Origin of the sequence: Spirillospora sp. NPDC029432, assembly GCF_040703975.1 — a bacterium.
Lineage (GTDB): Bacteria > Actinomycetota > Actinomycetes > Streptosporangiales > Streptosporangiaceae > Spirillospora.
Genome location: NZ_JBEZWH010000043.1, coordinates 16,745 through 31,081 on the forward strand (window position 1 = coordinate 16,745; position 14,337 = coordinate 31,081).

At 73.9% G+C, this 14,337-nt stretch carries 9 protein-coding genes and 1 pseudogene; 4 read left to right on the top strand and 6 right to left on the bottom strand.

The genetic code is table 11. The features are described 5' to 3' along the window. The first annotated feature begins 11 nt into the window (after positions 1 to 11). The gene (locus tag AB0881_RS27945; RefSeq protein ID WP_366621485.1) at positions 12 to 938 is read left to right on the top strand and encodes an LLM class F420-dependent oxidoreductase; all 927 of its coding nucleotides are present in this window, start codon (positions 12 to 14) and stop codon (positions 936 to 938) included. A gap of 51 nt (positions 939 to 989) precedes the next feature. Here AB0881_RS27945 and AB0881_RS27950 read toward each other — a convergent pair whose 3' ends face one another. Continuing rightward, a complete protein-coding gene (locus tag AB0881_RS27950) occupies positions 990 to 2,702 on the bottom strand; it encodes an MFS transporter (RefSeq protein ID WP_366621487.1) in 1,713 nt (570 codons plus the stop codon). A 62-nt stretch (positions 2,703 to 2,764) separates the two neighbouring features. Between AB0881_RS27950 and AB0881_RS27955 the strand changes: the two genes are divergently transcribed. After that, positions 2,765 to 3,562: a TetR/AcrR family transcriptional regulator C-terminal domain-containing protein gene (locus tag AB0881_RS27955; RefSeq protein ID WP_366621489.1), complete on the top strand. Its 798-nt coding sequence runs from the start codon at positions 2,765 to 2,767 to the stop codon at positions 3,560 to 3,562. Here AB0881_RS27955 and AB0881_RS27960 read toward each other — a convergent pair. Then, positions 3,552 to 4,385: a TIGR02452 family protein gene (locus AB0881_RS27960; protein ID WP_366621491.1), complete on the bottom strand. Its 834-nt coding sequence runs from the start codon at positions 4,383 to 4,385 to the stop codon at positions 3,552 to 3,554. The two genes, AB0881_RS27955 and AB0881_RS27960, sit on opposite strands and share 11 nt — an antisense overlap. Before the next feature lie 80 nt (positions 4,386 to 4,465). On the opposite strand from AB0881_RS27960, the gene AB0881_RS27965 reads away from it, so the two are divergent. Together AB0881_RS27965 and AB0881_RS27970 are read left to right on the top strand one after the other, a co-directional pair. Beyond that, positions 4,466 to 5,935, top strand: coding sequence for a 3' terminal RNA ribose 2'-O-methyltransferase Hen1 (locus tag AB0881_RS27965; RefSeq protein ID WP_366621493.1), 1,470 nt, complete (start codon positions 4,466 to 4,468; stop codon positions 5,933 to 5,935). Continuing rightward, a pseudogene (locus AB0881_RS27970) lies at positions 5,932 to 8,497 on the top strand (polynucleotide kinase-phosphatase). Before AB0881_RS27965 ends, AB0881_RS27970 begins: the two are co-directional and overlap by 4 nt. An 86-nt stretch (positions 8,498 to 8,583) precedes the next feature. On the opposite strand, the gene AB0881_RS27975 reads toward AB0881_RS27970, so the two are convergent. The 4 genes from AB0881_RS27975 to AB0881_RS27990 form a co-directional block, all read right to left on the bottom strand. Next, the gene (locus AB0881_RS27975) at positions 8,584 to 8,859 is read right to left on the bottom strand and encodes a zf-TFIIB domain-containing protein (RefSeq protein ID WP_366621495.1); all 276 of its coding nucleotides are present in this window, start codon (positions 8,857 to 8,859) and stop codon (positions 8,584 to 8,586) included. A gap of 67 nt (positions 8,860 to 8,926) precedes the next feature. Further along, positions 8,927 to 9,802, bottom strand: coding sequence for a phosphotransferase (locus AB0881_RS27980; RefSeq protein ID WP_366621497.1), 876 nt, complete (start codon positions 9,800 to 9,802; stop codon positions 8,927 to 8,929). Between the two features lie 65 nt (positions 9,803 to 9,867). Beyond that, positions 9,868 to 12,528, bottom strand: a complete 2,661-nt coding sequence (locus AB0881_RS27985; RefSeq protein WP_366621499.1) for a PQQ-dependent sugar dehydrogenase — start codon at positions 12,526 to 12,528, stop codon at positions 9,868 to 9,870. A 202-nt stretch (positions 12,529 to 12,730) separates the two neighbouring features. Further along, the gene (locus AB0881_RS27990; RefSeq protein ID WP_366621500.1) at positions 12,731 to 14,296 is read right to left on the bottom strand and encodes a phospholipase D-like domain-containing protein; all 1,566 of its coding nucleotides are present in this window, start codon (positions 14,294 to 14,296) and stop codon (positions 12,731 to 12,733) included. Positions 14,297 to 14,337: the final 41 nt, after the last annotated feature.

Consider the following 14,337-nt stretch of genomic DNA (forward strand, 5'->3'; position numbering starts at 1 on the left):
TCGATGGTCCCATGCGTCTACGGATCTTCACCGAGCCCCAGCAGGGGGCCAGTTACGAGACATTGCTCAAGGTGGCCAAGGCCACGGAGGAGCTGGGCTTCGACGCCTTCTACCGCTCCGACCACTACCTCAAGATGGGGGACGTCTCGGGCGAGCCGGGCCCGACGGACGCCTGGATCACGCTGGGCGCGCTGGCCCGCGAGACCAGCCGGATCCGGCTCGGCACGCTGATGACGGCGGCCACGTTCCGGCTGCCCGGGCCGCTGGCGATCGCGGTCGCGCAGGTGGACCAGATGAGCGGCGGCCGGGTCGACTTCGGCGTCGGCACCGGCTGGTTCGACGCCGAGCACACCGCGTACGGGATCCCGTTCCCCAGCCTGAACGAGCGGTTCGAGCGGCTGGAGGAGCAGCTGGAGATCGTCACCGGGCTGTGGCGGACGCCGGCCGGGCAGACCTTCGACTACGACGGCCGGCACTACCGGCTGGCCGACTCGCCCGCGCTGCCCAAGCCCGTACGGCCGGAGGGGCCGCCGGTGCTGATCGGCGGGACCGGCGCCAAGCGCACCCCGCGGCTGGCCGCCGCGCACGCCGACGAGTACAACGTGCCGTTCAACCAGGTGGACGACACGGGCCGGGCGTTCGACCGGGTCCGCGCCGCCTGCCGCGAGGCGGGCCGCACCAAGCCGATGGTGTACTCGGCGGCGCAGGTGGTCTGCTGCGGGCGGGACGAGGCCGAGATCGCCCGGCGGGCGGACGCGATCGGCCGCGAGGTCTCCGAGCTGCGCGACAACGGGCTGGCCGGCACGCCGGCCGAGCTGCAGGACAAGATCGGCAGGTTCGCGGAGCTGGGCGCCGAGACGCTCTACCTCCAGGTCCTCGACCCGCACGACCTGGACCACCTGGAGCTGCTGGCCACCGAGGTGATGGCCAAGCTGTGACGCGCGCCGCCGCGGGCCGCCCCCGGACGGGACGGCCCGCGGCGCTCCGCGTCACGCCGAGGCCGGGTGCGGCTCGGCCGGAGCCTCCGCCGCCCCTTCCTCCTCGGGACGCGCATGGCGGGGGAGCAGGAAGGCCAGCACGAAGGTCAGGCCGAGCAGCCCCACCTCGACCCACAGCGTGATCTTCATGGCGGCGCCGAACCCGGTCGCCGCCGCGTCCCGCCCGGCGTTCTCCACCGCCTGCCGCACGGCGGCGGCCGAGGCGGCGGGCACGGCGGCCATGGCCGCGCCGGTCTCCCGTTCCGCCCTGGCGCAGGAGGCCGGGACGGCGGCGGGGTCCTCGGCGGTCGCGCGCTCGCGGGCGCAGTCGCCGAGGGCGCGCACCAGCCGGTCCTGGACGGGCGCCGCCACCCCGGCCGCGGTGAGCCGCTCGCGCAGTTCGGGTGCGGCGCGGTCGGCGGCGGTGCCGACCTGGCCGCCGAGCAGGCCGAACAGGATCGTGCCGAGCACGGCCGCGCCGAGCGCCGAGCCGAGCTGCTGGACGGCGGTGAGCGTGCCGCCCGCCGAGCCGGTCTCCTCCGGCTCGACGCCGCTCAGCACGATGTCGAAGAACGGGGCCATCAGCAGCCCCATGCCGAGCCCGGTACCGAGCAGCGCCGGGGTGAGCTGCCAGGGGCTCACCGCGTTCCCCGCGATCTCCAGGGTGAGCACCACCCCGGCGACCCCGGCGGCCATCGCGAGCGCGCCGATGTGGATCACCGTGCGGCCCAGCCGGGCCAGCGCCTGGGCGAGGCCGAACCCGAGGACGATGCCCACCGACCAGGGGATCTGCGCCAGCCCGGCCTTCAGCGGCGAGTACCCCAGGCCCATCTGCGTGTACAGGGACAGCACGAGGCCGAACCCGGCGAGCGCGCAGAAGAACGCCAGGCCCATGAGGAGCCCGCCGGTGAACGCCCGCTTGCGGAACAGCGCGGGCACCACGAGCGGGTCGCGGCCGGACCGGTGCCGGCGGATCTCGTACCGGGCGAACAGCCAGAAGACGGCGGCGGCCGCGGCCATCATCGCGAACGTCCACACCGGCCAGTCCAGCTCCCGGCCCTGGACGAGCGGGTAGACCAGCAGGGCGGCGCCGGCGGACGCGAGGGCGGCGCCGGTCAGGTCGAGCCGTTCGGCGCGCTCGGCCCGGCCCTCGGGGAGGAACCTCAGCCCGGCGAGCACGGCGGCGGCGCCGAGCGGCAGGTTGATCAGGAAGATCATCCGCCAGCCGGTGCCGAAGAGGTCGGCGTCCACCAGCCAGCCGGCCAGCACCGGGCCGCCGACCGAGGACAGTCCCATGACCGGCCCGAACAGCCCGAACGCGGCGGCCATCTCCTTCGGCGGGAACATCTGCTTGATCAGCCCGATGCCCTGCGGCAGCAGCAGCGCGCCGAACAGGCCCTGCAGCATCCGGGCCCCGACGAGCATCCCGGGGCTCACCGCGATGCCGCACAGCAGCGAGGCGAGCGTGAACCCGCCCGCGCCGATCAGGAACATCCGGCGGCGGCCGTACAGGTCGCCCAGCCGCCCGCCGGTGATCAGGCCGACCGCCATGGCGAGCGTGTAGCCGGCCGCCAGCCACTGCATGGTGCCGACCGAGCCGCCCAGCTCGGCGCGGATGGACGGGGCGGCGATGTTGGTGATCAGGGCGTCCAGCATGTCCATGACCTCGCCGGCCAGGATCACGAACAGCGCGGCCCAGCGCCATCGGTAAGGGGAGGTGGTCATTCGCGGCTCCAATGACGAACAGTGTTCGTTGACGAACAACGTTCTACGTAGGAACAGTGTTCGTGTCAAGTACGATGTTCGTCGACAGGACGGCCGAGAGCGGAGGAGGCGCGGTGGGCGACGCGAGCACGGAACTGCCGGTCCCGCCGTGGCGCAAGCCGCGCAAGAGCGGCCGGAGCGCGGCCGCCAGGCGCCCGCTGACCAGGGAGCTCATCGTCGAGGCCGCGCTCCGGGTGCTGGACGCCGAGGGCCTGGACGCGGTGACCATGCGCCGGGTCGCGCAGGAGCTCGGCACCGGCCCGGCCTCGCTGTACGCGCACTTCGCGAACAAGGACGAGCTGCTGGAGGAGATGCTCGACCTGATCGCGGCGGAGATCACCCTCCCCGAGCCGGACGCGGCCCGCTGGCAGGAGCAGGTCAAGGAGGTGGCGCGGGAGATCCGCGAGGTGTGGCGCGGCCACCGGGACATCGCCCGCGCCTCATTGGGGACGATCCCCACCGGGCCCAACCAGCTGCGCATCGCCGAGGGCCAGCTCGCGATCATGCGGGCCGGCGGGGTGCCGCCGCGGATCGCCGCGCTGGCGCTGGACTCGCTCGGCCTGTTCATCGACGCCGACGTGATCGAGGGCGCGATGATGGGCGAGAAGGGCGCCACGAACGAGGAGGCGCACGCGAACGTCGCCGTCTACCTCGACCAGGTCAGGCAGTACTTCACCGCGCTGCCGGCCGAGCGCTACCCCAACCTGGTCGCGATGGTGGACGAGCTGATGCGGGCCGGCGACGACGAGCGCTTCGAGTTCGGCCTGGACCTCTTCGTGCGCGGCATCGCCTCGCACGCCCGGGGGATCGTCAGCGGGTGAGGCCGGGGAACCCGGCGAAGACCTCCTCGAACGCGACCTGCCGGGGAGCGCCCGCGGCCGTGTCCCACACGGCGAAGACGACGTGCTCGAACACGCCCGCGTACTCGTCCCGCAGCGGCTCGGCGAACGCCTCGGCCACCTCGCGCGGGTCGTTGCGGAAGACGCCGCAGCCCCACGCGCCCAGCACCAGCCGCCGGTGGCCGTGCGCGAGCGCCGCCGCGAGCACCTTACGGGCGCGCCGCCGCAGCGCGTCCGGGAGCAGCTCCAGCTTCGTCGGGTCCTTGATCGCGCCGCGGTTGGGCGCCGCCGAGGTGAGGAAGGCGACCTCGTACGGCTCCTCCAGCAGCCGCCCCGCGTCGTCGCGGAACACCGGCACGCCCGGCGAGTAGATCATGTGGTCGCTGTAGAGCAGATCGCGCTGCTCGCGGTGGAAGTCGTAGAACGCGCGCGCCGACAGCAGCGAGGTGTACAGCCCGGACGAGCGGGCCAGCCCCTCCTCCTGCGCGTGCGCGCCATTGAGGAATCCGCCGCCGGGATTCTTCGCGGACGCGAAATTGAGCGCGAGCGGCACTTCGGCGCCGTCGCCGCCCAGCCGCCGCGCCGCCGCCAGCGTCGTCTCGCCGGTGACCTCGATCCGCGTCTCGCCGCGCTCGCCCGAGGGCGCGGACTCCAGCTCGGACGGGGTGTGAAGGACGGTCCCGCGCACCGCGCGGTCCAGCACCCCGGTGATGTCGACCGTACGGCCGGAGGGGGCGGTGTAGGTCCCGCGCTCCAGGATGGCCACGGTCTCCTGCGCGGTAGCGCGCCTCGGATGTCTGCTCATTTCCCGTGAATTGTGGCGGCCGCCGGCGGGCCGCGCCAAATCCTTTTCGGAAACGGTGCCCATTCCGCCACACTGTGGGCGTGCTTTTGACCATCACCACGACGGCGGCCCCCGCGGACGACCTCGGATTCCTGCTGCACAAGCATCCCGATCGCGTGCAGGCGTTCTCGCAGTCCTTCGGCACCGCCCACGTCTTCTATCCCGAGGCCGGCCGGGAGCGCTGCACGGCGGCGCTGCTGCTCGACGTCGACCCGGTGGCGCTGGTGCGCACGCGCGGCCGCAACACCCCCGACTTCTCCCTCGGCCAGTACGTCAACGACCGGCCGTACGCGGCGTCGTCCCTGCTCGCGTCCGCGATGGCGAACACGTTCCGGACGGCCATGCGGGGCCGCTGCGACGCCCGCCCCGAGCGGGCCGCCGCGCCGATCCCGCTGGAGATCACGCTGCCCGCGCTGCCCTGCCGGGGCGGCCCGGAGCAGGCGGAGCGCTTCTTCGCGCCGCTCGGCTGGCGGGTGGACGCGGCGCCCGTTCCGCTGGACGCGGGGTTCCCCGAGTGGGGCGCCTCGCGGTACGTGACGCTGCGGCTGGCCGGCGAGGTGCGGCTGGCGGACGCGCTCAACCAGCTGTACGTGCTGCTGCCCGTCCTGGACGATGCCAAGCACTACTGGATGGCGCCGGACGAGGTGGACAAGCTGATCCGCGCGGGGGAGGGCTGGCTGGCCGCGCATCCGGACCGGGCCGCGATCACCCGCCGGTACCTGGCGAACCGGCGCGGGCTGGTGCGCGCCGCGCTCGGCCGGCTCGCCGACTCCGACGACTCGCCCGAGGACGCCCTGGACCGGGACCCGCTGGAGGAGGAGCCGCCCCCGGCCGACCCGACCGCGGCCGAGCCGGGCGCCGCGCCCGAGCCCGAGCCGGGGACGGAGGCCGCGCCGCCGCCCGTGCCGCTGGCCGAGCGGCGGATCCAGGCCGTCCTGGAGGCGCTGCACGCGGCGGGCGCGGCACGCGTCGCCGACCTGGGCTGCGGCACCGGCAAGCTGGTCGCCCGGCTGAAGCAGGACCCCCGCTTCACGAAGATCACGGGGGTGGACGTGTCGTACCGGGCCGTCCAGATCGCGAACCGGCGCGGCCGGCCCGACCGGTACGGCCCCGACCGGGAGCCGCGGGTGGAGATCCTGCAGGGCGCGCTGACCTACACCGACGAGCGGTTCCGCGGGCACGACGCGGCGGTGCTCATGGAAGTGATCGAGCACATCGACCCGCCCCGGCTCGGCGCCGTCGAGCGCGTCGTGTTCGGCGACGCGCGGCCCCGCACCGTGGTCGTCACCACCCCGAACTCCGAGTACAACGTGCGCTACGACGGGCTCGCCCCCGGCGCGATGCGCCACCCCGACCACCGCTTCGAGTGGACCCGCGCCGAGTTCGCGGCGTGGGCGGAACGGGTCGCCGCCGGCTACGGCTACCAGGTCCGGTACGTCCCGGTCGGCGACGACGACCCCGAGGTCGGCGCCCCCACCCAGATGGGCGTCTTCGTGAAGGAGGCGGGATGACGGAGATCAAGGTTCCCGAGATGGGGCTCGTCGTCCTCGTGGGCGTGTCCGGCTCGGGCAAGTCGCACTTCGCGGCGAAGCACTTCGAGCCGACCCAGGTGGTGTCGTCCGACCACTGCCGCGGCATGGTCTCCGACGACGAGAACGACCAGTCGGCCACCGGCGACGCGTTCGACCTGCTGCACTACATCGTGCGCAAGCGGCTGCGGCGCGGCCTGCTGACCGTCGTGGACGCCACCAACGTCCAGCCGAGGTCGCGCGAGGCTCTCCTCCAGATCGCCAAGGACCACGACGTGCTGTCGGTCGCGATCGTCCTGGACGTCCCCGAGCACGTCGCCGCCGAGCGGAACGCCGCCCGGCCCGAGCGCCGCGAGCTGCCGCCGCACGTGATCCCGCGGCAGCGGCGCGAGCTGCGCCGGGGCATGCGGGCGCTCCAGCAGCGCGAGTTCAAGCGGTCGTACGTGCTGGAGGGCACCGAGGCGATCGACGCCGCGACCATCGTCCGCGACAAGGCGTGGAACGACAAGCGCGAGCTGACCGGCCCGTTCGACGTCATCGGCGACGTGCACGGCTGCCGCGCCGAGCTGGAGGACCTGCTCACCGAGCTGGGCTACGAGATCGAGCGCGACGCCCTCGGCCGCGCCGCCGGGGCGAACCACCCGGGCGGCCGCACGGCCGTGTTCGTCGGCGACCTGGTCGACCGCGGCCCCGACAGCCCCGGCGTGCTGCGCCTGGTCATGGGCATGGTCGCGGCCGGGCAGGCGCTGTGCGTGTCGGGCAACCACGAGGCCAAGCTCGTCCGCGCGCTGCGCGGCCGCAAGGTGCGGATCACGCACGGGCTGGCCGAGTCGCTGGAGCAGCTGGAGGCCGAGCCCGCGGACTTCCGGGACGAGGCGCTGCGCTTCATGGACGGTCTCATCAGCCACTACGTGCTGGACGGCGGCCGTCTCGTGGTCGCGCACGCCGGGCTGAAGGAGGACTACCACGGGCGCGCGTCCGGCCGCGTCCGCTCGTTCGCCCTGTACGGCGACACCACCGGCGAGACCGACGAGTACGGCCTGCCGGTCCGCTACCCGTGGGCGCGCGACTACCGCGGCAAGGCGATGGTCGTGTACGGGCACACGCCCATCCCCGTCCCCGAGTGGATCAACAACACGATCTGCCTGGACACCGGTGCGGTGTTCGGCGGCAAGCTGACCGCGCTGCGCTATCCCGAGCGGGAGCTGCACGCCGTGCCGGCCCGCCAGGTCTGGTACGAGCCGACCCGCCCGCTGGAGTCCGAACGTTCGGTCCCGGCCGCCGGCGGCCACCGCGAGAGCGACGTGCTGAAGATCGAGGACGTCCTCGGGACCGGCGGCGTGGAGACCCGGCTGATGGGGCGCGTCTCGGTGCGCGAGGAGAACGCGGTCGCGGCCCTGGAGGTCATGAGCCGCTTCGCCGTCGATCCGCGCTGGCTCGTGTACCTGCCACCGACGATGGCTCCCGCCGAGACCTCCTCGCTGGAGGGGTACCTGGAGCATCCGGCGGAGGCGTTCGCCGCTTACCGGGACCTGGGCCTGGACCGCGTGATCTGCGAGGAGAAGCACATGGGGTCGCGGGCCGTGGCCGTCGTGTGCCGGGACGCGGAGGTGGCGGCCGCGCGGTTCGGCGTGGACGACGGCACCGCGGGCGCGCTCTTCACCCGCACGGGACGGGCGTTCTTCCGCGACGAGGCCCGTACCGCCGCGGTCCTGGACCGCGTCCGCGCCGCGATCGGGACGGCCGGGCTCTGGGACGAGCTGGAGACCGGCTGGCTGGTCCTGGACTGCGAGCTGCTGCCGTGGTCGGCGAAGGCGATGGACCTGATCCGCACGCAGTACGCGGCGACGGGAGCGGCGGCGGGCGCCGCGCTGCCGGTGGCCGCGGACGCGCTGGCGCGGGCGGCCGGCCGGGGCCTGGACGTGGCGGGGCTGCGCGACCGGATCGACCGCCGCGCCGCCAACGCCCGCCTCTTCCGGGACGCGTACGCGCGCTACTGCTGGCCGGTCGACGGCCTGGACGGCATCAGGCTCGCGCCGTTCCAGATCCTGGCGGGGGAGGGCACCGCGTGGGGCGCGCTGCGCGGCCACGACTGGCACATGGAGGTGCTCGGCCGGCTCGTCGCCGCCGACGCCTCGGGCCTGCTCCAGCGTACGGAGTCGCACGTGGTCGAGCTGGGCGCGCCGGAGTCGGTGGACGCGGCCGTGCGGTGGTGGGACAAGCACACCGCCGAGGGCGGCGAGGGAATGGTGGTCAAGCCACTGACCCCCTCTCCCCGAGGAGAGGAAAGTACAGCCGGGCATCAAGTGCCGGGGCCGGGAGTACCTGCGGATCATCTACGGCCCGGACTACACCGAGTCGGCGCACCTGGACCGGCTGCGGCGGCGCTCGCTCGGCCGTAAGCGGTCACTGGCGATGCGCGAGCACGCGCTCGGCGAGGAGGCCCTGACCCGCCTCACCGGCGGCGAGCCGCTGTGGCGCGTCCACCAGGCGGTCTTCGCCGTGCTGGCGCTGGAGTCCGAGCCCGTGGACCCGCGCCTGTAGCCGCGCTCGCCCGCGCCCGCCCGGAGATGCGGAACGCCCGCGGGATCGGCCGATCCCGCGGGCCTTCGCCTCACCGCCCGAGCGGCTCAGGTGGAGAAGAGCATGTGGAACACGCCGCCGCCGTACGGCCGGTGGTGCCCGCCGTGATGGTGGTGGTGCACCTGGGCCGGTGCCGCCGGGGCGCCCCACGCGGGCGCGGCCGGCGCCGCCGGCGGGGCGGCCCGGTACTGGGCCTCCACCCTGCTCAGCGCCTCCAGCTCGCCGTAGTCGAGGAAGATCCCCCGGCAGTTGTCACATTGCTCGATGTGGACGCCGTTGCGGGTGTAGGTCCGCATCACGCCACGACACTTGGGACAGTGCATCGCCTTGTCGTCCTTCCGGTATGGATCCCCAGGTAGAGGCTAAATGTAAGGCAGGGTCGGCGCCACGTCATGCCGTGGACCCCACGCTGGAGATTCTGCTGCAGGTGTCGACGAGGGCCAGTTCGGCCCCGTCGAGCGGCCGGTCGCCCGCCCGCGCGGATTTGACGCACGTGGCGGCGATCTGGATCACCAGGGTTCGCGCGGGCACGTCCAGGACCTCCCACGGATCCCCCTCCGCCGGTACGGCCGGCCCGCGGAACGCCCGGTAGGCGCCCAGCAGGCGGGCCCAGTCGGCCGGGTCCAGCACGCCGGCGGAGTAGAGCGCCGCGGGCCGGGCCAGGTCCCAAACCGGGTCCCCGACCCCCAGATCCTCGACGTCGATGAGTCGCCACGTGTTTTGGACGCGCACCATCTGTCCCAGGTGCCAGTCCCCGTGAAGGAGAAATGTCCGCCCCATGTCCGGCGGGTGTCCGTCGCCCCGCACCCAGCCGGGCAGCGTGCCGTACGCCCGCCTGATCACCTCGGCCTCGGGCCCGCCGGCCAGCTCCCCGACCAGCCGCGCCACCCGGTCCGGCCGCCCCCAGCCGGGGGCCTCCTCCGGCGGCGGCACGGCGTGCAGCCTCGCCAGCAGCCGCCCCGCGTCCGCCCACGGCAGCTCGGCCGCCGGATCGACCGGTTCGCCGTACGGCCACAGCGTGACCACCCGGCCCGCGACCTCCAGCGGCGGGCCGAGCGAGCCGAGCAGCAGGTCCGGCAGCCCGTCGGCCACCCGCATCCGCCGCGCCAGCAGCGGCCCGCCGTCCCGGCCGTCCTGGTGCGCCTTGACGACCACGTCACCGACCCGGACCACCAGCACCCCGTGCCGGTCGTACAGCACCGACCCGGCGGCATCGGGCGCGCCCGCCCGTTCCCGCCCGATCGCGACAAGCCGCTCCAGAAGCACCCGAGTAGTCAACCACGGCCTCTCGCACGGGCCCCTCGGAGCACGGGCCTTTCCGGCCACGGGCTCTAGCGGTCGAAGACCTCCATCTCCCACAGCGAGTAGCCGTACGTCGTCGCCCGTTTGACGCCGTACATGCGGACCCAGCGCGCGTCGCGCGGCGTGAAGCGGACCTCGTCGAGCTGGCCGTCGCCGTTCGTGCGGGTGTGGACGGTCGTCCAGACGCCGCCTCCCGTGGACGTCTGGACGCGGTACTCCTTGCCGTAGGCGGCCTCCCAGCGCAGCAGCACGTACCCGACGCTGCGCACCGACCCGAGATCGACCTCGATCCACTGGGTGTCGCTGCGCGCGCTGGACCAGCGGGTGCCCGGCGGCGGGTTGGCCGGGATGCCGTCGACCGCCTTCGGCCCCTCCAGCCCGGCCTTCTCCACGCTGGACACCTTCGTCGGGCGGTTCAGCGCGAGGTTGGTCTTGGGCCGGAACCTCGCGGTCAGCGTGAGCGGCGACCCGGGCGCGGTGATGTTGTGCGTCGCGGCGCCGCCGTCCGACCAGCCCTCGAACTCGTACACCCTGTTGCCGACCAGCGTCGCCTGCGTCGGCGCGGACACCGACACGGTGGAGCCGTCGATGACCGTACTTGTGAACGGCGCCTGCTGCGTCCTCTCCAGGAGCGTCAGCGGCACCCCAGGCGGGTCGCTGGCGAGCGTCACCGTGGCGGTCTTCGGGTGCAGCTCCACGGACCGCGTGTCGGACAGCCCGTCGGAGTCGGTCGCGGTCAGCCGCAGCTCCAGCCACGACGGATGCTCGTGGTCGGGCGCGGTGAACTCGCCGCTCGCGCCGTCCTGCCCGGTCAGCGTGTGGGTGTGGCAGTCGCTCGGGCAGTGGTGCATGATCAGCTGCCATTTCAGCGCGGACCCGGTCAGCGCGCCGTCCTCGGCGTCGGCGGCCTGCCCGGAGAACGCGATCCGGTCGCCGACCTTCCACGTCAGGTCCGCGCCGGGCGACGTGATCGACGCCGTCGGCGGGGTCGAGCCGGCCGTGATGACCGTGCTCGCCGTGTCGCTCGCCCCGCGCGTGTCGGTCACCTTGAGCCCCACCGTGTGGCGGCCCCTGGTCGTGTACGTGTGGGACGGCCTGGCCTCGGCCGAGTCGTCGTACGCGCCGTCCCCGTCGAGGTCCCACGCGTACGTCAGCGGCACGTTCCCGTCGGCGTCGCTGGAGGTGCTCCCGTCGAACGCCACCGCCAGCGGGGTCGGGCCGCTCGTCACGTCCGACTTGATCGCGGCGACCGGCGGGTTGTTGACGCCGTTGTAGGTGTAGCGGACGACGCGGCCGTTGAGGACGTCCACGCCGAAGACGTCGCCGCCGGGCCCCTGCTGGAGCTCCACGATCCCGCCCGCGTTCGTGGCGAACGTCTCGATCCTGCCGCTGTCGGGCAGCCCGTCCGCGCCCGCCTTCATCACCCACACGCAGTCGCGGGCGTAGTCGGTGAAGAAGAGCCCGTTGCGGTACTGCGCCGGGTACGTGCTCCCGGCGTAGAACGCCAGCCCGCTGATCGACGAGCTGCCGGTGTCGCAGTCCTCGCCCGGCACGATCAGATCGCTGTGCTTGTACGTGTAGCGCGGCGCGGTCACCGCGCCGGAGCCGGCCGAGTAGAGGTTCTCGCAGATGTTCAGGTTGGCGGCGTCGTACCCGGCGGTACGGCCGTTCCCCTCGTAGCAGGGCCAGCCGAAGTTGCGCACCTCGGTGGTCGGCGACGCCACCCGGTCGATCTCCTCCCAGGTCGTGTAGCCGACGTCGCCGAGCCACGCCTCGTTCGTGCCGGGCCGCATCGTGAAGCGGTACGGGTTGCGCAGGCCGTACGCGACGATGCGCTTGGCGTTCTCGTCCCCGCTGGTCGTCGGGTTGCCCGCGGCGGCGCGGCCGGTGTCGGGGTCGAGGCGGACGATCGTGCCGTCCAGCGTCGTCGGGTCGGCGGGCGTCCGGCGGTCCTGCGAGCGCAGCGCGCCGCCCTCGGCCGCCGGTGCCGCCAGCGGCGTCCCGGCGGGCCGGTTCGGGTCGCCGCAGGCGTTGTTCTTCTGCCCGTAGTCGGCGTACTGGAAGCTGGCGCCGTCGCCGCCGCCCGCGTACAGCATGCCGTCGTCGCCGAACGCGATCGTGCCGACCGAGTGGCTGGAGAACTGCTGGCAGTAGTCCTCCAGCAGCACCTGCTCGCTCGGCGCCGCCCGTGCGGCCCGCAGCGCGCCGTTCGCCGGGACGGCCTGCGTCAGCACCGAGATCCGCCCGGCCACCACGCAGCCCTCGTTGTTCGGGCCGGGCGGGTCGGGGCACTGCTCGTTGCTGCCGTCGGCGGACGGCCAGCGCGGGAACGGCCCGCCCAGCACGCCGTTGTAGGTGTACATGACGTACACCCGCGGGTCGGTGGGGAAGTCCGGGTGCAGCGCCATGCCGAGCAGCCCGCGGTCCCAGCCGTTGAACGTCTGCGGCCGCAGGTCCGCGAACACCGTCGCGCTGGTGTCGGCGAGCGAGTCGAAGACCTTGATGATCCCGCTCTTCTCGGCCACGAACACCCGGCCGTCCGATGCGAACTCCACGTTCGTCGGCATCGTGAGGCCGGAGAAGACCGTCCGTTCCTGGAAATTGGCCGGCAGCGCCGCGTGCGCCTCGCGGGGGAACGCGGCGACCGAGATCAGCGTGGCGACGAGGACCGCGACGAGCGTGCCCGCCACGAAAGGACGGGACTGGTGAGCGACCACGGACGGAAACCCTTCTCTGCCCCTGAGGAGAACTGCCGTTCCCCTCGGGACGATGAACGATTTCCGGCGCTTTGGTAGTGATCGGACCGTACGTGGCCACCGTTCCAACCGCATGCGGTCACCGCGTCAACGCAACGGGTGCGAGGCGCGTCCCCACCCGCCGCCCCTGCCACCATCAGCGCCGCCGTCGGCGCCCGGCCCGTTCCCGGACCTCCACGCGCTCCGGATCGACGCCGAGCGCGCGCAGGTGGTCGCGCGGGCGCTCCGAGCGGCGCGGCAGCCGGCCGTCCCGGTGCGGGTACGGGAGCACCCGCACCTCGCTCACGACCGGGACGGGCGCGCGCAGCCCGTCCAGCCTGGCCTGCGCGCGCTCCCGCCACAGGCCCAGCCAGCCGCCGCCGGGACGCTCGGCGAGCGCGCCCTCCGGCAGCCCGAGATGCTCGGCCCACAGGTCACGGCGCAGCCGCCCCGCCCCGTCCCCGGCCGCGGTGATGTTGACCTCCGACGCGCGCGCCTGCCGCGGATCGCCGCGCAGCGACGCCGCGCCCAGCGGCCGCCCGAGCCGGATCAGCGCGGGCCGGCGCAGCTCGTGCTGGCTGTGGCTCAGCGACAGCCCGTCGAGGTTCGCCGAGCCGGCCGTCAGCCAGTCGTCGTCGACGATCGCGACCTTGGAGTGCACATGGTCGCGCAGGATCCGGGTACGCCCGCCGTCCTGCCCATGGCTCTCGTGGCTCTCGTGGCTCCAGAGCGTGAAGACGCCCACCCGCTCGCGCCCCGCCGCGCCCACACCCGTCAGCAGCCGCTCCAGCGCCTCGCGCTGCCAGCCGACGTAGTACGGCACGTCCGGCTTGATGTTGAGCAGCAGGATCAGCTCCAGCTCCGGCGCGCGCCGCACCGCCCCGACCAGCGCGTCCACGATCTCGGGGCAGGTCAGGTACTGGTTCTCCAGGTAGACCAGGCGCTCGGCGGACGACAGGGCGCGCAGGTACGAGTCCCGGATCCCGGTCTCGCCGCCGGGCCGCCCGGCGAAGCGGCCGTTCCCCGCCAGCGTCCGCGTGACCTGCGCCGTCGTCGTCCCCGCGGGCTCTGGTGAGGGCCGCGGCCACGCACCGCCGGGCCTGCCCAGGGACGGCTCGGCGTGCTCCCAGTGCAGGCGTACGGCGTCGTCCAGGTCGGCGACCGCGGGCCCCTCCACCCGGACGCTCACATCGTGCACCGGCACCCCGAGCGCCCCGCGCCATCGCGGCGCGCCCCGGCGCGGGTCCTCGATCAGATGCCGCCGCCCGTCGAAGTACTCCTGGGCGAACACCGAGCCGATCAGGTACCCGACCCGGTCGTCGATCACGATCACCTTGGCGTGGATCGGCAGCGTCTGCGGGGTGCGCAGCCGCCGGACCCGCACCCGCCCCTCGGGATCGTGCCGCCGGAAGAAGCGTTCGACGGGCCAGGTCGTGTTCGCCGGCGAGAACGCGGGCGTGACGTGGTTGAGCACCAGCCGCACGTCCGCCCCGCGCCGCGCCGCCTCCAGCAGCAGCACCTCCGGCCGCACCGCCCCGGGCGGATCCCGCTCGAACGCCAGCCGGACGTACGGGGCGTCCAGCATGAACACCATCGCCCGCACCGACGACCGCGCCCCCGCGATGTCCGCGGCGAGCCGCCCCCAGGCCGCCTCGTTGTCCACCAGGAACTCCAGCGCGTTCCCCTCGGTGGGCCCGGGAACCCGCTGCTCGCTCGACGGCATGGCGCCGAGAATAACCGGCTCGCGGTGGTTCGGGCCGCGCC

Excerpts from the sequence above, each read along its gene's own strand:
- AB0881_RS27950 (WP_366621487.1), bottom strand. The coding sequence starts at position 2,702 with ATGACCACCTCCCCTTACCGATGGCGCTGGGCCGCGCTGTTCGTGATC.
- AB0881_RS27975 (WP_366621495.1), bottom strand. The coding sequence starts at position 8,859 with ATGCACTGTCCCAAGTGTCGTGGCGTGATGCGGACCTACACCCGCAAC.
- AB0881_RS27990 (WP_366621500.1), bottom strand. The coding sequence starts at position 14,296 with ATGCCGTCGAGCGAGCAGCGGGTTCCCGGGCCCACCGAGGGGAACGCG.
- AB0881_RS27960 (WP_366621491.1), bottom strand. The coding sequence starts at position 4,385 with ATGAGCAGACATCCGAGGCGCGCTACCGCGCAGGAGACCGTGGCCATC.
- AB0881_RS27945 (WP_366621485.1), top strand. The coding sequence starts at position 12 with ATGCGTCTACGGATCTTCACCGAGCCCCAGCAGGGGGCCAGTTACGAG.